Below are 17687 nucleotides of genomic sequence, written 5' to 3'. Positions count from 1 at the left end.
TGGCCGGACGCCCGCGGGCATCCGGCCATTTCTTAAACTACGACGACTGCGCTTTACTTCACGACCGGCGGTTCCTCGAAGGTGTGGAACGGGGCCGGCGACGGCACGGTCCACTCCAGGCCTTCGGCGCCATCCCACGGCTTGTCGCCCGCGGCCTGGCCGCCACGGTACGACGGCAGCACCACGGCAAAGAAGAAGTACACCTGCATCAGGCCAAAGCCCAGCGCGCCCAGCGATGCCACGGCGTTGAAGTCCGTGAACTGGGTCGGGTAGTCCGCATAGCGGCGCGGCATGCCGGCCAGGCCCAGGAAGTGCATCGGGAAGAAGGTCACGTTGAAGAAGATCAGCGAGCCCCAGAAATGGATCTTGCCGCGCATCTCGTCATACATGAACCCGCTCCACTTCGGACCCCAGTAGTAGAAGCCCGCGAACAGCGCGAACAGCGAGCCCGCCACCAGCACGTAGTGGAAGTGCGCCACGATGAAGTACGTGTCCTGCAGCTGGATGTCGATCGGTGCCACGGCCGGCATCAGGCCCGTGAAGCCGCCGATCGTGAACACGAAGATGAAGCCGATCGCGAACAGCATCGGGGTCTCGAACGTCATCGAGCCGCGCCACATGGTGGCGATCCAGTTGAAGATCTTCACGGCCGTGGGCACCGCGATCAGCATCGTCGCGTACATGAAGAACAGCTGGCCCGTCACCGGCATGCCGGTGGTGAACATGTGGTGCGCCCAGACGATGAACGACAGGATGGCGATCGACGCCGTGGCGTACACCATCGAGCTGTAGCCGAACAGGCGCTTGCGCGCGAAGGCCGGCACCACGTGCGAGATGATGCCGAACGCCGGCAAGATCATGATGTACACCTCGGGGTGCCCGAAGAACCAGAAGATGTGCTGGTACATCACCGGGTCACCGCCGCCGGCGGCCGAGAAGAAGCTCGTGCCGAAGTGGCGGTCGGTCAGCACCATCGTAATGGCACCAGCCAGCACCGGCATCACGGCGATCAGCAGGTACGCGGTGATCAGCCACGTCCAGCAGAACATCGGCATCTTCATCAGCGTCATGCCAGGCGCGCGCATGTTGAGGATGGTCACGATGATGTTGATCGAGCCCATGATCGACGACGCGCCCATGATGTGCATGGCAAAGATGGCCATGTCCATGCCGGGGCCCATCTGCACCGACAGCGGCGCGTAGAGCGTCCAGCCCGCGGCGGTGGCGCCGCCCGGCACGAAGAACGAACCCACCAGCAGCAGCGCGGCCGGCGGCATCAGCCAGAAGCTGAAGTTGTTCATGCGCGCGAACGCCATGTCCGATGCGCCGATCTGCAGCGGGATCATCCAGTTCGCAAAGCCCACGAAGGCGGGCATGATCGCGCCGAACACCATGATCAGGCCGTGCATCGTGGTGAACTGGTTGAAGAGCTCGGGGCGGAAGAACTGCAGGCCCGGCTCGAACAGCTCCAGGCGGATCAGCAGTGCCAGCACGCCGCCGGACAGCAGCATCGTGAACGAGAACAGCAGGTACAGCGTGCCGATGTCCTTGTGGTTGGTCGCGAACAGCCAACGGCGCCAGCCGTGCGGATGATCGTGGGCGTGATCGTCATGACCGTGATCATGACCGTGATCGTGCGCGTGGTCGTGCGGATGGCCCAGTGTCTCCGGGGTAGCGGTACTCATCGCAATGACTCCATCAATTCCTGAATGCGGGGCTGCCGCGGGTCAGCCTGCGACGCGGTTGCCCGCGAGGCTGGCCTGCTTGTCGTTGGACGTGGTCGGCGTGGCGGCCTTGGGAGCCGTATCGCCGGCGCCGGCTTGCGCGCCGCCGCCTTCGGGGAACTTGCCCGCACGGGCTTGTCCGAAGTCCGCCGGCTGGATCACCTCACCGGTCTTGTTGCTCCAGCTGTTGCGCGTGTACGTCATGACCGCGGCCAGCTCGGTATCCGAAAGCTGCTTCCACGACGGCATGCCGCCCTTGCCTTCCAGCAGGATGTGCATCTGGCCAGCCTTCGAGCCATTGACGACCTTCGAGCCATCGAGCGCCGGGAACGCGCCCGCGCCCTTGCCGGTCGGCTGGTGGCAGACCGCGCAGTTGGCGGCGTAGACCTTCTCGCCACGAACCTTGATCTCGTCCATCGTCCAGGTCTTGTTGGGATCGTCGGCGGCGGCGGCCATCAGCTTCTTCTTGTCGTCCACCCACTTCGTATATTCCGCGTCGGATACCACGCGCACCACGATCGGCATGAATGCGTGTTCCTTGCCGCAGAGTTCGGCGCACTGGCCACGGTAGATGCCGGTCTTTTCGGCACGGAACCAGGTGTCGCGCACAAAGCCCGGGATCGCATCCTGCTTGACGCCGAACGCCGGAATCATCCAGGCGTGGATCACGTCATTGGCGGTCGTGACGATGCGGATCTTCTTGTTGACGGGCACCACCAGCTCGTTGTCCACCTCCATCAGGTAGGTGTTCGACTTTTCCTGCTGGTTGTTGATCTGCTCGCGCGGCGTGGTCAGCGTGGACACGAACGAGATGCCCTCGCCCTGCCCCTTGAGGTAGTCGTAACCCCACTTCCACTGGTAGCCGGTGGCCTTGATCGTGATGTCCGAGTTCGTGGTGTCCTTCATCGCCACCACGGTCTTGGTGGCGGGCAGCGCCATCGCGATCACGATCAGGAACGGCACGATGGTCCAGACCACTTCCACGGTGATGCTTTCGTGGAACGAGGCCGACTTCGCGCCCTTGCTCTTCCGGTGCTTGAAGATGGAATAGAACATCACACCGAACACGGCGACGAAGATCACCGTGCAGATGATCAGCATCATCCAGTTCAGCCAGTGAATCTGTTCGGCGATTTTTGTAACGGGTTCGGCCAGGTTCAGCTGTCGGACGGCGGGGCCACCCGGCATATCACTGACCGCGGAGGCCGCCTGGCTGACAAGCAGGGACGAGCCTGCAAGACATGCTGCGGATGCCTTCTTCCACATTTTCATTGTTTATCTACCCAATTTACAGATTCAAATCTGTCCCCGCCCTGCCCCGCATCGCGTCCGGGATGGACACCATGAAGGGCCGCTGCGAGCTCCTGCGCGAACTTGCGCCGCCGGTACGGGTCCAGATACGACCCCACCCGTACGGTGCGCCTGCCCGACCGCAGAATCACGAGCGCCCGGAACGATTCACCCAGTTCAATCCGCACCCACTGTGGATTGAATACTTCCCGCGTGACCCGACTGGCGCTGGCTGTCTCCACGACCAGCATTCCGTCGGTCACACTCACGCGTTCATAATCCGTCGCATGGCGCGCATACGCCAGCAGGGCAATCCCCAGCCCGCCCAGTTCCAGGCCGGCAAACGGCAGCACGAGCCAGGCCCCGAGCCACGCGGTCAGCAGCGCCGCGATGGCAATGGAGAAACATGCGATGGAGAAGTAGAACCAGCCGACCTGGCGTGGAGAGAGCGAACAATTCCGCTTCATCAGCCAGTCGTTGTCCGGCAAGAGGATGCGTCCGTCGAGATTTCCGCCGGAGTCATCTACTACCGTCTGGAATGCGATACCCAAGTCTTGCATCGCCAACCACTCTGCATCGGATGCACACCCGGGACGAAACCCGCCTCAGGGGAAGCACGTGCGAAGTGCATTCCGGGGCGTTCTTGTGCCAGGGGACCACTGCGACAAACCGGCCCATTATATGGCGCTTCGCATACCTGAACAACTTAGGATTTGACCGAAGTGCTTGCGCCGTTCAAATATTTGTGCATGGGCTTTCAAGCCCCGATAGGCAACACAAACGATGCAGCCCGATTGTTGGCCAACCGGGCTGCGGGCGCGCTTCAGCGGCGCGGCTGGGCGCGGCCGATCTTGTCGAGCGGGATGATCGCGCGGCCCTGATCGTCAGTTGCCTGTTTGCCACGCGCCGGAATTTTCCATGCATGGCCGTAGACAATCTCGAACGTCAAAGGGATCACGCCATCGGCGTTTCGCAGACGATCGAGCGCGGCCAGCACGGCGCGATGCCACTTGCGGCCGCGCAGACCGGCGGCGCCAGGGCGGCGCATCCCGCCGAAAGCCTGCACTTCCCGCAGCAGCTTTTCGGGCGTTTCGTAGGTGATGGTCAGTGTTTCCATGTCCATCACCGGCGTGGACCACCCGCTGTGCACGAGCATGTCGCCGATATCGTGCATGTCGACGAATCGCAGCGTGTGCGCGTCGAGGTCAACCTCGGCAAACGCGGCGCGCAGTTCCTTCAGGGTATCGGGACCGAACAACGAGAACATGACCAGGCCATCGTCGGCCGTCACGCGGTGCCATTCCGGAAAAACGTGATGCGGCTCGGGATGCCAGTGCAGCGCCAGGTTCGACCACAACAGTTCGAAGCTGGCCGGGGCAAACGGCAGTGTGGCAAGATCGCCCTGCACCAGGTCGAACATCGGACGCTTGCCCAGCAGACGGCCGATCCAGCCCGGCCTGCGCTGCGGATCGCGCTGGCCTGCCTGATGCAGCATCGCGCCGGAGATATCCAGGCCGGCGATCTGCGCATCGGGAAACCGTGCGCGCAATCCCGCCAGGCCCTGGCCGTGGCCGCAACCGATATCGAGTGCGCGGCGCGGCGACAGCTTGACCACTTCCATCCGTTCCTGCATGCGCTGGCCAATCTCGCCAAGCAGGAAATCGAGCTGGCCGAAGCGCGGGCTACGGCGGTCGAACGCGAGCCGGGTCAGCCGCGCGGGCGGCAACCAGGCATCTGGAGAATCGGTGGCATGCAGGGACACGGACGAACAGGGCAGCAAGGGTCGGATCGGCAGGTGCGGCAAAGTGTCGCACCCTCGGGAGCCGCGCGAAGCGGGCCGCCGGAAGTATACGCGCCAGGGCGCTTGCGCGCCCGGAGGGTCTTTGCCCGATCCACCGCCAGCCTGTGGCCGGTGCTGTTGCCATCGGCCTGTCTGATCTGTGCGACGGTTCAGCGCGACGTGGTCTGCGCCACCTGCGCCGGTGCCCTGATGCAGCCCGTCCCCCGCTGTCCGCGCTGTGCCACGCCGGACAGCCACGGCCATTGCGGCATATGCGCCGACGACGACCCGCTCGATGCCACGCTGACGCTCGGGCACTACACCCAACCGTTCGACAGCCTGGTCCTGCAACTGAAGTTCGGCGGCCGCTTGCCCGCCGCCGGATGGATCGCCGCCCGACTGGCCGATAAAGTCGGCACCAGCGGCGCACTGCCGGACCTGCTGATACCGGTTCCGTTATCGGCGTCTCGCCTGGCAGAACGAGGATTCAACCAGGCATGGGAGATCGCCCATCCACTGGCGCGACGATTGCGCGTGCGTGCATCGGCCACCCTGCTGTTGCGTCACCGTGAGACAGCCAGTCAGCGCACATTGGACCTGGCTGCGCGCCTGGCCAATCTCCAGCAGGCGTTTGCAGCCAGTCAGGATGCAAAGCTCGATGGGCTGCACATCGGCCTGGTCGACGATGTGATGACCACGGGCGCCACGCTGCGCGAGGCGGCCCGCGTACTGAAAGCGCATGGAGCGGCGCGCGTCACGGCGCTGACGGCCTTGCGCACACCGTGACACAGCGGAGCGGTCGCGGTAAGCTGCGCTCCGGTTTTTTGCTGCCATCCCATGTTTAACGTCGTCCTTGTCGAACCCGAAATTCCGCCGAACACCGGAAATGTGATCCGCCTGTGCGCCAATACCGGCGCGCAGCTGCATCTGGTCAAACCCTTGGGGTTTCCGCTGGAAGACGCGCGCATGCGGCGCGCGGGGCTGGACTATCACGAATACGCGACGATGCGCGTCCACGAAAGCTGGGACGCCCTGATGGCCGCCGAGACGCCGGACCCGTCGCGCATGTTTGCACTGACCACGCATGGATCGACGCCATTCGGCCAGGTCAGCTTCCAGCCGGGTGACTGGTTCGTGTTTGGATCGGAAACGCGCGGGCTGGCCCCGGAGCGCCGCGAGTGGTTTCCGCCTGCGCAGAGAATCCGCCTGCCGATGCGCCCCAACAACCGCAGCCTGAACCTGTCGAACACGGTGGCCGTGGTCGTGTTCGAGGCGTGGCGCCAGAACGGATTCGCCGGCGGCGCCTGATCCCCGCGCGACCTGGCTACTTGCTCAGTCTTCCGGCTGCACGTTGGCGGCGCGGATCACGCGGTCCCAGCGCGCCTTCTCGGTAGTCATCGTCTGCCGCAGCGACGCCGGTGCCGTACCGGCCGGCACGAAATACTGTGCGCGCATCTTGCTGCGCACGTCATCGCTGCCGATGATCTTCACCAGTTCCCGGTAAAGCCGGCCCACGATCGGCGCGGGCGTGCCGGCGGGTGCCAGGATCGCCTGCCACGAAATGGCTTCGAACCCCGGATACCCTGATTCGGCCACCGTCGGCACCGACGGCAGCAGGCCCGTGCGCCCGCTCGAAGTCACCGCCAGCAGACGCAGCTTGCCTGCCGTCACCATCGGCATGGCAATGGCCGGCACCATGAAGCCCGCCTGCACCTGCCCACCGACAATCGCCGTCGTGATCTGCGGAAAGCCGGCATATGGCACGTGCTGCAAGTCGATACCCGCCATCGCCTTGAGCTGTTCCATCGCCAGGTGCGCCGCGCTGCCGTTGCCGACCGAACCATAATTCAGCACGCCGGGCTGGGACTTGGCCAAGGCGACGAACTCGGCCAGGTTGTGCGCCGGCAGACGGGCGTCGATGACGAGTACGTTCGGCGAAGTGGCCACCAGCGTCACCGGAGCCAGTTGCTTCATCGGGTCATAGCTCAGGTGCCGATACAGCGACGGCGCCGTCACCAGCGGACCATTGATCGTGAACAGCAGCGTGTAGCCATCCGGTGCCGCCTTGGCAACGAGACCCGTGCCGATGTTGCCGCCCGCGCCCGGACGGTTTTCCACCACGACAGGCTGACCGAGCACGGCCGCCAGCTTCTCGGTGACGATGCGCGCGATCAGGTCTGGAGACGAACCCGGCGGAAACGGCACGATCATCCGGATCGGCTTCGACGGCCAGGCGTCGGCGCGAGTGACCGAGGGGCATGCCGCAGCCACGGCGGAGGCAGCGAGAATGTGAAGCGCCTGGCGGCGATTGGCCATGTTGTTTGACGTTGAAGCGCTCGCCCTCTTCCGCAGCCCTGTTTCCACAGGCCGGAGAGAGGCGCGCGCTGATGCTGTTTGATGAAGCCGCGGTGCTCGCCCCACTCACGTGCGCGGAAAAAGGGCGGCGCGGAGGGACAGACCTGTACGGCGCTACGGCACCACGGCCCGACTACTTACTCGTCGCGCGCGTCGCGCTGGAGCAGCCGTGCGACGGCATCGGCCACGGGCAGCCCTTCGAACAGCACGGCGCACACCGCGCGCGTGATCGGCATATCCACACCGTTGCGCGCGGCCAGTGCAGCCACGGCCTGCGCGCAACGCACGCCCTCGGCCACGTGACCAAGGTCTTGCAGGATCTGTTCGAGCGTCTTGCCGCTGGCCAGTTGCTGGCCAACCTTGCGATTGCGCGACAGATCGCCGGTTGCCGTCAGGATCAGGTCACCCATGCCGGCCAGGCCCATGAAAGTTTCCGCACGGCCGCCCAGCGCCAGTCCGAGCCGCGTCATCTCGGCCAAGCCCCGCGTCACCAAAGCGGCGCGCGCGTTGAGTCCCAGCCCCAGGCTATCGCTGGCTCCCGTGGCAATCGCCAGCACGTTCTTGACCGCGCCGCCGACCTCGACCCCGATCAGGTCATCGCTGCCATAAATGCGCATCGCATGATGGTGGAACGCCGCCTGGGCGCGGTCGGTCAGCGCGTGCGTGGAACCGGCCACCGTCAATGCGCAAGGCAGGCCCTGCGCGACTTCCTTCGCAAAACTCGGGCCGGTCAGCACGCCGTAGTGAACATCGCCCGGCGCCAGGCCCAGCGCGTCGAGTTCCTCGCGCACCATCTGGTGCGGCAGCGCATGGGTATCGGCCTCGAAACCCTTGCACAGCCACAGCATGGCCAGCGGTGCCTTGCGCCGCGCGGCCAGCCGGCGCGTCATTTCGCGCAGGCCCGATACCGGCGTGGCGACGATCAGCAGCCCGTCCGGGTCGGACAGGGCATGATCCACCGCGCGGTCGAAGTCTGGCTCGCACACCAGCCGGGGCGACAGGGCCACTCCCGGCAAGTAAGCCGCATTGCTGCCCGATGCCGCGATGGTCGCCAACTGGTTCGCATCGCGGCCCCAGAGCATCACCTCATGCCGGTTGTCGGAAGCGGCGTGGCTGGCCAGTGCCGTGCCCCACGCGCCGGCGCCCAGGATGGTCAGTTTCATGTCAGGTCGAGTATCGGGCCGAAAGGTTGATCGCTGTCCCGCGCACGCATTGCGCAGTCATGCGGACAGTATGAACGCCGCCGGCGACATCAGAAAACGCAAACGGGGCCGAAGCCCCGTTTTTGGTCTAATCCAGCCTTGGCGCGGATCAGTGGCGAGCCTGGCTGCCGTCCGGCAGCACGATGCCCGAATTACCGCCCTGGGCTTGTGCTTCTTCCATCGCGGCCTGCAGACGTTGCTCGTACAGCGCCTGGAAGTTGATTTCCGACAGATGGATGGCCTGGAAGCCGGCGCGCGTGATCACGTCGGCGATGTTGCCGCGCAGGTAGGGGTACAGAATCGTCGGGCAGGCAATGCCCAGCAACGGATCCAGCTGCTCGGCCGGCACGTTGCGGATATCGAAGATGCCAGCCTGGTGCGCTTCCACCAGGAAGGCCACCTTGTCTTGCACCTTGGTCGTCACGGTACCCGTCACCACCACCTCGAAGATGCCTTCCTGCAGCTGGGCCGCACCCACATTGACCTGCACTTCCACCGACGGAGCTTCCGATTCCAGGAAGATGGCCGGGGAGTTCGGCTGCTCGAGCGACATGTCCTTCAGGTACACGCGCTGGATGTTGAAGAAGGGCTGGTCGTCCTGCTGGGTGGCTTGTTGCTGGTCGCTCATGAAAGGCTTCCGGATGGATCGGTTTGGGCGCGCTGCGCCATGCGCTGCCGGGTGCCGAAGCCCCGGCGGCTGTTTGGGAGGGTAGGAGCATACCATTGCTGGTTTGCTCCCCCCTAAGAACCGTACGTGCGAGTTTCCCCGCATACGGCTCAAGCCCTTACAAAATGCTGGACATCTCCAGCACCGGTTTCACAACGGTTCGACCATGATGGTGCACTTGGACGTGGCAGTTGGGATGCAGCAATACTCGATTTCCTAGAGCGTCTGAACCTCCGTGGGTTCTGTAGACGATGTGATGGTCATCCCACCCGGTCTCTTTGGTTATCTTGCACTGACACACTGCGCATAAGCCCCGCTGATCGACATATAGCCTGATCCACTGTTTCCGGTGAGACATGCTTTCCAGCATGCGGTCCCGGCGTAGATTTTCGCCATACATCTCTTGCGCTGGATCGAAAGGATTGAAGTCCCCCCGAATCTTCTTGTGCCGTCTGATGGGCGTGCTAGCAAGCGAATACAACTCCTGCCAGCGCCGTTCCCCATCGTCTTCCACAAACTCAGTCCCGAACACCCAGTTTCGATCACCAAACGAAGCGAAGTATTTCTTCCGCACCCATTCGGCGTTCTTCCCTCTGTGTCGCCGTTTTGTCCACCAGAGCAGCGCCCGGAAAACTCGGCTCTGCATCTTGCTGAACGCTTCTTTTGCCACTACCGGGCTGTGATACTGCGCCCAGCCTCTCAGCATCGGGTTCAGCAGGCGAATGATGACCTCCTGCTTTACCGTCTTGTTAGCACTGATAACCTCCTTAACCTTGCGATAGAACGCTTGCGCGTTTTTCCTGCTTGGCTTAATGAGCAGCGTTCCGGAATACTTCCGGAAATTCCACCCAAGGAAGTCAAAACCCTCGTCAATGCTCACGATCCGCGTTTTCTCCGTGGACAGGGACAACCCTCGAATTGCGAGGAACTGTTCCACCCACGGCTTCACCTCGTGTTCCAAAACTTCCGGCGTGCTGCCGGTGATCACGAAATCGTCCGCATAGCGCACAACATTTACTTTGAGCTTCCGGGTCTGGTTGACACCCAGCGTGGTTTCGAGAAACCGAGCTAGCTGTTGTTCCAGTCCGTTCAGCGCCACATTGGCTAAGGTCGGGGAGATGATGCCCCCCTGTGGCGTACCGGCTTCGGTCGCCTGAAACTGGCCCTGAAATACCACGCCAGCTTTCAACCACTTCCGAAGGATCGCTTTGTCCATAGGGACATTGCGCTCCAGCCAGTCGTGACTGATATGGTCAAAACACCCGCGGATGTCCGCCTCCAATATCCATGAGGCCGAGACCTTTCTGGATAAGTTGACGAATAGCTGGGACATAGCATCCGCCGTAGAACGATTGGACCTGAACCCATAAGAGTTCGGATCGCTCGTCCCCTCGGACACCGGTTCCAGCGCCAGCAGATATAGCGCCTGCATGGCCCGGTCCAACATGGTCGGGATACCCAGTGGGCGTTCCTTTCCGTTGGCTTTGGGGATGAAGACCCTCCGTAATGGCATGGGCCGATATCCCCGGCGTCTCAACCGTCCGATGGCTACCCATCGAACTTCAGGCGAGTCCCAGAGTTCGCGGTCGACACCTGCCGTCCGTTTACCTTGGTTCTCCGTCACTCGTCGCACCGCCGATGCCTTGGCGGAAAACGAGCGGGTCAGAGACCGTTGCAGAGCTTTCACCCTGCGCCAGTCCCGTTCCTGTGTCGCCTTCGCAATTCGAATCTGCATTGCTCGAACATTCTGTTCGACGCGGCGCCAATTGATGTCGCCCCATCGCTGCGGAATGCCGGAGGGCGCAGATTCATCCTCTCGGATCAATGCTTCCATGCTGCTCTCCTATCTTGAGGACTTCCCCAACTAGCAGAGACAACATGCCCCTTGCGGGGTATGTCACCCCCCAAGGGAAGAAAATTAAACAAGCGAGTTCAGTCAGCCGTCTTGCGACGAAAGACCAGTTGGAAGTCTGCCCGCTTTCGCGTGGGATGATGTTTCAACCCCTATCCGGACCATTACAGCCCGACGTTCGCTTTCTCCAACCTCCCATACCCGCACAGCCAACGGCGTTCCTTGCGGTTCGCTTGCCAGAGCCATACAGCGCCCCGGCAGCCATACGGGCTTACCACGTTCCCTGCACGTTACAAGACCGGGTTAGGGCCTGCCTCTTCGCCGGTGGTCTTACAGCGACGTATTCCGAGCTTCCAGCGGAATAACCGACCACGTACCTTTTGGTTAGTGCCATGCAGCAGCTTAGGCACCGTCATATTCACGGCGTTTATCAGCAGTTCACTTACATTACCCATACCAGCCAGCCTGGCTCCTTGACCCCATTTCTGCTCGGAGTCTCTGCGCCCTTATCTCACGATAAGGACGCACCCTTGCGGGGGCTACGTTGTCAGGAAAGCTTCACACCCCACCGTTGCCAGTGACGCATGTCTCCCTAGGCTACTGTCAGTCGCATGACAGGTTCTCTATCGAGGCACCCTCGCGGGCGTGTTCGACCGAACCATAACGCGCAGAGCTATACGCTCCGGGAAACCTCACTTCATTACTTCAGTGCCTTAGTACTAACAGGCGCTTGACGGAAGAGGAGCCCTTGCGGGCGCGTTCCGTCCCATAGGCGTAGCGCCGATCCTGCTGGATCGGTTTGAAAGCTATGTGGCGTTTGCGCAACAAACGGCTGTTGCGAGTTAGCCCGCGCCCTCCTGAGAGGGGCGTTTATAGGGAATCTGCCCAAAGGCAAGCGTCCCCGCCTTTGGGCAATGGCTGGACATCCATCCAGCAAATAGCAAGCTGCGAGTTAGCCGATAAGCTGGCCTTCCCGCAACACATGGACTCGCTCCAACCTTGCGGCTGGGCTTGTCAAAGCAAGAAATGGTTGAGATTGGACGGTTCAGGCCGAAGCCTTCACCTTGTCTCAACAGAGGTCGATGCTCTTAACGTAGAGCTGCCGGACACGAAGTGCGTGTCGCACGAAAGCGCATATGGTACATGACGCCGATGGCGAATTCACCGTACGGCGGCATTATCGGAACCGTGCCGCGGCCTGCCAGCCGCGTCAGGCGGCCAGCAGCGGCACCAGGCCGCCCTGGCGGTCCAGCGCGGAGAGGTCGTCGAAGCCACCCACATGGGTCTCGTCGATATAGATCTGTGGCACGGTGCGACGACCCGTGCGGGTCATCATTTCCTCACGCCGGCCGGGCTCGCGGTCGATCAGAACCTTCTCGATCGTTTCCACGCCACGCTGCTTGAGCAGGCGCTCGGCCATCTGGCAATAGGGGCACACTACCGTGCTGTACATGACGACGCGGGCCATGCGGAATCTCCTTGACTGCAAAAACATGCGGCGCGGACTGCCCAGGGCAGTGCCGCGCCGCGCTGCATAGATGAATGGGGCTGTGTTACTTGATCACCGGCAGGCCGGCTTGCTGCCAGGCGGCCATGCCGCCTTCCAGCGCGTAGACCTCACTGTAACCGGCTTCCTTCAGCGCTGCTTGAGCCTTGCCCGAGCGCTGGCCGTTCTGGCACACCACGATGATGGGGATCGCCTTGTCCTTTGCAAGGCCGGTGGCGCGGCTGGCGAGATCGGCAAGTGGCGCACTCTTGGCCTGCGGCAGATGGCCCTTGGCAAATTCGGCGGCGTCGCGGATATCCACCACCACGGCGTTACGCTTGTTGATGAGCTGCGTCGCGGCAGCAGTATTGACGCGCTTGCCGCCCGTGCCGGCCTTGATTTGCGGCCAGGCCAGCAGGCCGCCCGAGACCACGGCGATCGCGATCAGGGCCAGGTTGTTGTAATCGGCGAAGAAATTCACGTTGGCATTCCGTTGGGTTGGGTCGGCGGCATTATAAAATACGCGGTTTCGCGCCAGCGCCGATTATTTCGGGCGGCCCCCTCCACGCCCCCGGCGTGATGCAGGCGCCGCGCGCGGCAGGTTACTTACTACCCTGGAAGCAGCAGCATGTACAAGCTCGTTCTCATCCGCCACGGCGAATCCACGTGGAACCTCGAAAACCGCTTCACCGGCTGGGTCGACGTCGACCTGACGGACACGGGCGTTGCGCAGGCCCGCCAAGGCGGCCAACTGCTCAAGGAAGCCGGATTCACGTTCGATGTGGCGTACACGTCGGTGCTCAAGCGCGCCATCCGCACGCTCTGGCACGTTCAGGACGAAATGGACCTGATGTGGATTCCGGTGCGCAACGAATGGCGCCTGAACGAACGCCACTACGGCGCCCTGGCGGGCCTGAACAAGGCGGAAACGGCCAAGAAGTACGGCGACGAGCAGGTGCTGGTGTGGCGCCGCAGCTACGACACCCCGCCGCCGGCCCTGGAGCCGACCGACGAACGCGCGTCGTTCAACGACCCGCGCTACACCAATGTGCCGCGTGAGGAAGTTCCGCTGACCGAATGCCTGAAGGACACGGTGGCCCGCGTGATGCCGCTGTGGAACGAATCCATTGCTCCCGACATCAAATCCGGCAAGCGCGTGGTAATCGCCGCTCACGGCAACAGCATCCGCGCGCTCGTGAAGTACCTGGATCAGATTTCGGATGACGATATCGTCGGCCTCAACATTCCCAACGGCACCCCGCTCGTCTACGAGCTGGACGCCGATCTGCGCCCCCTGCGCCACTACTACCTGGGCGACCAGGATGCCATCGCGGCGTCGCTGGCCGCCGTGGCCAACCAGGGCAAGGCCCGCTGACAGCCGGTGCGCATGCGCGCCGGTCCGGTCGGCTTCCGGGTAGGCGCGCCCCTGTGTTGTGTGGCCGCCCCCACCCAGCTGAGGCGGCCCGCAGGTCTTTTTCTGCGCACCCTCTTATACTGTCGGTCAATTCGTGCCGGACACCGACCGTCCGGCCCGGAGTTTCCCTTTCGCATCACCCACAAAAGTTCAGGCTGCCCTCATGCGTAAGACGCTCAAGAACATTAGCCTCGTCTCAGTCGGCGTCGTAGCCGGCGTGCTGGCCACGCTGCAAATCTCCGCCACCGCGCAGAACAGCTCGGGGCCGCTGCCGCTCGACCAGCTGCGGCTGATGTCCGATATCTTCGGGCAGATCAAACGCGAGTATGTCGAGCCGGTCGACGACAAGAAGCTGCTGACCGAGGCCATCAAGGGCATGGTCGCCAGCCTGGACCCGCACTCGGCCTACCTGGACGAGAAGGATTTCAAGGAACTGCAGGAAGGCACCCGTGGCCGCTTTGCAGGCCTGGGCATCGAGATCTCGCAGGAAGAGGGCCTGGTCAAGGTCATCAACCCGATCGAGGACACGCCCGCATTCCGCGCCGGCATCCAGCCGGGCGACCTGATTACCCGCATCGATGACAAGCCCGTGCGCGGCCTGCCGCTGGAACAGGCGGTCAAGCGCATGCGTGGCGAGCCGGGTACCAAGGTCACGCTAACCATCTACCGCAAGAGCGAGGAACGCACGTTCCCGGTCTCGATCACGCGCGCGGAGATCCGCGTGCAGTCGGTCAAGACCAAGATGCTCGACAACAACACCATCGGCTGGGTGCGCCTGACCAGCTTCCAGGAACGGACCGTGTCCGACCTTGGCCGCCGTCTCAAGGACATGGCGGACAAGAACCCGAACCTGAAGGGCATCATTCTGGACCTGCGCAACAACGGCGGCGGCGTGCTGCAGGGCGCGGTCGGCGTGGCAGCCGCGTTCCTGCCGGAAGACGCAACGGTCGTGTCGACCAACGGCCAGGTGCCCGACGCCAAGCGCGTCTACAAGTCGACGTTCAGCAACTACCGCCTGTCGTCGCTCGAGGACGATCCGCTCAAGGACCTGCCGGCCCAGTTCAAGAAGCTGCCGATGGTCGTGCTGACCAACGCCTACTCGGCTTCGGCCTCGGAGATCGTCGCTGGCGCGCTGCAGGACCATAAGCGCGCGCTGATCATGGGTAAGACCACGTTCGGCAAGGGCTCGGTGCAGACGGTGCGGCCGCTGACCAACGACACCGGCATCAAGCTGACGATTGCGTACTACTACACGCCGTCGGGCAAGTCGATCCAGGCCAAGGGCATCCGCCCGGACATCCCGGTCGACCAGAACCCGGAAGGCGATCCGGACGACGCGCTGATCACCCGCGAGATCGACACCGAGCGCCACCTGCACAACAAGCAGGAATCGGAAGAGCCGGAAATGAACGAGCGCGAGCAGCGCCGTGTGGACGAACTGCGCCGCCTGGAAGAAGAAAACTCGAAGAAGTCGCCTGAAGAACGCGAGAAGGACCGCAAGAAGAAGCCGGTGGAGTTTGGTTCGGCCGACGACTTCATGCTCCAGCAGGCGATCGCCCAGCTCGACGGCAAGCCGGTACAGCGCTCGAAGTCGCGCCTGGAAGCCACCGGCACCGCCGGCAAGCCCGACACGAAGGAAGACAAGTCGGGCAAGGCATCCACCAAGCCCGCCGCCAAGCCGGCTCCCGCCCCGGCAAAGCCCGCGCCGGCCAGCCAGCCGCCCGCGAGCGCACCGATCGGCCAGCCCCTGGGCACGCCGACCGGCCAGAAGTAACGGCGTGCGCGCCGGGCGCCTCCGGGTGCGCGGCGCGTTTCCGCCCAAATCCTGCGGCCCGCGGTATTGCACCGTCGGGCCGTTTTTGTTGGATGTCGAACCATGAACGACGATCAGCTGTTGCGCTATTCGCGCCATATCCTGCTGGATGAACTGGGAATCGAGGGCCAGGAGCGCCTGCTGGCAGGCCACGCGCTGGTGATTGGCGCCGGCGGCCTGGGGGCGGCCGCCCTGCCCTATCTGGCATCGGCCGGTGTGGGACGGATCACGATCGTTGACGACGACGACGTCGACCTGACCAACCTGCAGCGCCAGATCCTTCATACCACTGCCAATGTCGGCCGTCCCAAGGTGGAATCGGCGCGGGAGGGCCTGCTGCGCATCAATCCCGATATCGACGTGCGGCTGGTAGCGCAGCGCGTGGGCGATGCGGAACTCGATGCCCTCGTGGCCCAGGCAGGCGTGGTACTCGACTGCTGCGACAACTTTGCCACGCGCCAGGCGGTCAATCGCGCCTGCCTGAAGCATCGCAAGCCGCTGGTTTCCGGCGCGGCGCTACGCTTCGACGGCCAGGTTAGCGTCTATGACCTGCGCAACCCCGAAGCGCCCTGCTACGGATGCCTGTTCCCGCCTTCCGAGCCAGCACCGGAAACCGCCTGCGCCACGATGGGCGTGTTCGCGCCCCTGGTCGGCATGGTCGGCACGGTGCAAGCCGCCGAGGCGCTCAAGCTGTTGACCGGCGTGGGCGAGACGCTGGCGGGCCGCCTGCTGATGGTCAATGCGATGACGATGGAATGGACCACGATGCGCCTGGCGCGCACGCCGGGCTGCGAGGTCTGCGGACAGGATCACTGAATCAGCGAAACGCCGGAAATCGATGGCGACCTTGCGGTGGAGCCCCCTCCCCGCATGGTCGCCATTTTCATTTCAGGCGCGATGTGACGACGTGACGATGTGACTGGATGGAGACAAGAATCCGAATGAGAAAGGTTATTGAACCGTTTCGCACCCGTGCGTGGCGCCATCCCGCGCCACCTGGCTGACCCGCCGCCCTGCCAGTGATCCGCGATCAGTGGTCAGGCCCGGTCGGGCCGCTATCCCGGTGTCTTATTGCTCGCCGGGTTCCAGCTGGGACTGCAGGTAGTTCTGCAGGCCAACCTTGTCGATCAGGTCAAGCTGCGTTTCCAGGTACTCGATGTGTTCCTCGGTATCGGTGAGGATATCGACCAGGAGTTCGCGGCTGACGTAGTCGCCCACGGATTCGCAGTACGCAATGCCTTCCTTGACCGTGGCGTGGGCAGTCTGCTCCAGCTTCAGGTCGCACTTGAGCATTTCGGGCGTGTCTTCGCCGATCAGCAGCTTGTGCAGGTCCTGCAGGTTGGGCAGCCCATCGAGCATCAGGATGCGGTCGATCAGGCGATCGGCATGCTTCATTTCGCCGATCGATTCCTTGTACTCGACATCACCGAGCTTCTTCAGGCCCCAGTGGCGGTACATGCGTGCGTGGAGGAAATACTGGTTGATCGCGGTCAGCTCGTTCTTCAGCTGGGCGTTCAGATGCTGGATGACCTTCTTGTCACCTTTCATAGGGGGGCTCCTGTTGCAAACAACAAACGAACCCGGCCGAGCGCGAAGGTGACTCAGGAAAAGACAAGCGCGCGAAATGACAAAACGCGCCGCGGAACCAGGTCCGTGGGCGCGCTTTTCAATTCACGCGTTGTTCGGTGAGATTCTTCTTAACTGAATCAGGCCACCAGTGCGGTGCGCTGATCATTCGCGACTGCCGGGTCACGAGCGTCCATTATGGCATGTGACGCAGCCGCCGAACAGGCGGAAATTTCAACGACCTGAATGGTCGAGATGGTGGAGGCCTTCATGTTCTGCACCGCGGCGACGCCTTCGCACAGGACCTGCTTTGCGCAGTCGCGGCAACGGCCGCAGCAGGTTCCCACGCCAAGCGTTTCGGCCAGCTCGTCGAGCGTGCTTACGCCAAGATGAGCGGCACCATGAATCTCATGGTCGGTAACCTGATTGCAGATGCAGACGTACACAACTACCTCCTCGGGACTGCGCCGGCACCGGCATGCCGTACGCGATGGAGGCAGAATAACAGAGATCGAAAATGATAACAATTCCCATTAAG

17 protein-coding genes are annotated in these 17687 nt (G+C 63.1%); 5 read left to right on the top strand and 12 right to left on the bottom strand.

What is annotated here, in order from left to right; genetic code table 11:
- Positions 1 to 53: 53 nt before the first annotated feature.
- From ctaD to AC3FLX_RS11815, 4 genes are all read right to left on the bottom strand, one after another.
- Positions 54 to 1685, bottom strand: coding sequence for a cytochrome c oxidase subunit I (ctaD, locus tag AC3FLX_RS11830; protein ID WP_488696683.1), 1632 nt, complete (start codon positions 1683 to 1685; stop codon positions 54 to 56).
- 42 nt (positions 1686 to 1727) lie between these two features.
- Positions 1728 to 2996 (bottom strand): cytochrome c oxidase subunit II, encoded by a 1269-nt coding sequence (coxB, locus tag AC3FLX_RS11825; protein WP_488696681.1) that lies wholly within the window; start codon positions 2994 to 2996, stop codon positions 1728 to 1730.
- On the bottom strand, positions 2993 to 3574 hold the full coding sequence (locus AC3FLX_RS11820; RefSeq protein ID WP_488696778.1) for a DUF2244 domain-containing protein: 582 nt from the start codon (positions 3572 to 3574) through the stop codon (positions 2993 to 2995). The genes coxB and AC3FLX_RS11820 overlap by 4 nt, the downstream gene beginning before the upstream one ends.
- Before the next feature lie 263 nt (positions 3575 to 3837).
- The gene (locus tag AC3FLX_RS11815; RefSeq protein ID WP_488696679.1) at positions 3838 to 4776 is read right to left on the bottom strand and encodes a methyltransferase domain-containing protein; all 939 of its coding nucleotides are present in this window, start codon (positions 4774 to 4776) and stop codon (positions 3838 to 3840) included.
- Here AC3FLX_RS11815 and AC3FLX_RS11810 point away from each other — a divergent pair.
- Both AC3FLX_RS11810 and trmL read left to right on the top strand, forming a co-directional pair.
- Positions 4765 to 5580 carry a ComFC family protein gene (locus AC3FLX_RS11810; protein ID WP_488696677.1) on the top strand — a complete coding sequence of 272 codons (816 nt, stop codon included), beginning with the start codon at positions 4765 to 4767 and terminating at the stop codon, positions 5578 to 5580. The two genes, AC3FLX_RS11815 and AC3FLX_RS11810, sit on opposite strands and share 12 nt — an antisense overlap.
- A 51-nt stretch (positions 5581 to 5631) precedes the next feature.
- The gene (trmL, locus tag AC3FLX_RS11805; RefSeq protein WP_488696676.1) at positions 5632 to 6102 is read left to right on the top strand and encodes a tRNA (uridine(34)/cytosine(34)/5-carboxymethylaminomethyluridine(34)-2'-O)-methyltransferase TrmL; all 471 of its coding nucleotides are present in this window, start codon (positions 5632 to 5634) and stop codon (positions 6100 to 6102) included.
- A 24-nt stretch (positions 6103 to 6126) separates the two neighbouring features.
- On the opposite strand, the gene AC3FLX_RS11800 is transcribed toward trmL, so the two are convergent.
- From AC3FLX_RS11800 to AC3FLX_RS11775, 6 genes are all read right to left on the bottom strand, one after another.
- Positions 6127 to 7110: a Bug family tripartite tricarboxylate transporter substrate binding protein gene (locus tag AC3FLX_RS11800; RefSeq protein WP_488696674.1), complete on the bottom strand. Its 984-nt coding sequence runs from the start codon at positions 7108 to 7110 to the stop codon at positions 6127 to 6129.
- Positions 7111 to 7286: 176 nt separating this feature from the next.
- Positions 7287 to 8312, bottom strand: coding sequence for an NAD(P)H-dependent glycerol-3-phosphate dehydrogenase (locus tag AC3FLX_RS11795; RefSeq protein WP_488696672.1), 1026 nt, complete (start codon positions 8310 to 8312; stop codon positions 7287 to 7289).
- Between the two features lie 148 nt (positions 8313 to 8460).
- Positions 8461 to 8979, bottom strand: coding sequence for a protein-export chaperone SecB (gene secB / locus AC3FLX_RS11790; RefSeq protein ID WP_153949023.1), 519 nt, complete (start codon positions 8977 to 8979; stop codon positions 8461 to 8463).
- A 157-nt stretch (positions 8980 to 9136) separates the two neighbouring features.
- On the bottom strand, positions 9137 to 10852 hold the full coding sequence (gene ltrA, locus AC3FLX_RS11785; protein ID WP_008642654.1) for a group II intron reverse transcriptase/maturase: 1716 nt from the start codon (positions 10850 to 10852) through the stop codon (positions 9137 to 9139).
- A 1228-nt stretch (positions 10853 to 12080) separates the two neighbouring features.
- Entirely contained in the window at positions 12081 to 12338 is a 258-nt protein-coding gene (gene grxC, locus AC3FLX_RS11780; RefSeq protein ID WP_488696669.1) for a glutaredoxin 3, read from the bottom strand.
- A gap of 85 nt (positions 12339 to 12423) precedes the next feature.
- The gene (locus AC3FLX_RS11775; RefSeq protein WP_488696667.1) at positions 12424 to 12837 is read right to left on the bottom strand and encodes a rhodanese-like domain-containing protein; all 414 of its coding nucleotides are present in this window, start codon (positions 12835 to 12837) and stop codon (positions 12424 to 12426) included.
- A 147-nt stretch (positions 12838 to 12984) separates the two neighbouring features.
- On the opposite strand from AC3FLX_RS11775, the gene gpmA reads away from it, so the two are divergent.
- The 3 genes from gpmA (at position 12985) to AC3FLX_RS11760 (ending at position 16399) form a co-directional block, all read left to right on the top strand.
- Entirely contained in the window at positions 12985 to 13731 is a 747-nt protein-coding gene (gene gpmA, locus AC3FLX_RS11770) for a 2,3-diphosphoglycerate-dependent phosphoglycerate mutase (protein ID WP_488696665.1), read from the top strand.
- A gap of 202 nt (positions 13732 to 13933) precedes the next feature.
- Positions 13934 to 15544, top strand: a complete 1611-nt coding sequence (locus AC3FLX_RS11765) for a S41 family peptidase (RefSeq protein ID WP_488696663.1) — start codon at positions 13934 to 13936, stop codon at positions 15542 to 15544.
- A gap of 102 nt (positions 15545 to 15646) precedes the next feature.
- A complete protein-coding gene (locus AC3FLX_RS11760) occupies positions 15647 to 16399 on the top strand; it encodes a HesA/MoeB/ThiF family protein (RefSeq protein ID WP_488696661.1) in 753 nt (250 codons plus the stop codon).
- Between the two features lie 252 nt (positions 16400 to 16651).
- Here the strand turns inward: AC3FLX_RS11760 and bfr are convergent, their stop codons facing one another.
- Positions 16652 to 17131: a bacterioferritin gene (gene bfr, locus AC3FLX_RS11755; protein WP_092603115.1), complete on the bottom strand. Its 480-nt coding sequence runs from the start codon at positions 17129 to 17131 to the stop codon at positions 16652 to 16654.
- A 158-nt stretch (positions 17132 to 17289) separates the two neighbouring features.
- Positions 17290 to 17595 (bottom strand): (2Fe-2S)-binding protein, encoded by a 306-nt coding sequence (locus AC3FLX_RS11750; RefSeq protein ID WP_488696658.1) that lies wholly within the window; start codon positions 17593 to 17595, stop codon positions 17290 to 17292.
- Between the last annotated feature and the right edge of the window lie 92 nt (positions 17596 to 17687).

The organism is Cupriavidus sp. 291-E7 (genome assembly GCF_057798835.1).
Note: the sequence above shows the minus strand (reverse complement) of the source record. Positions and strands in the feature narration are given on the sequence as shown.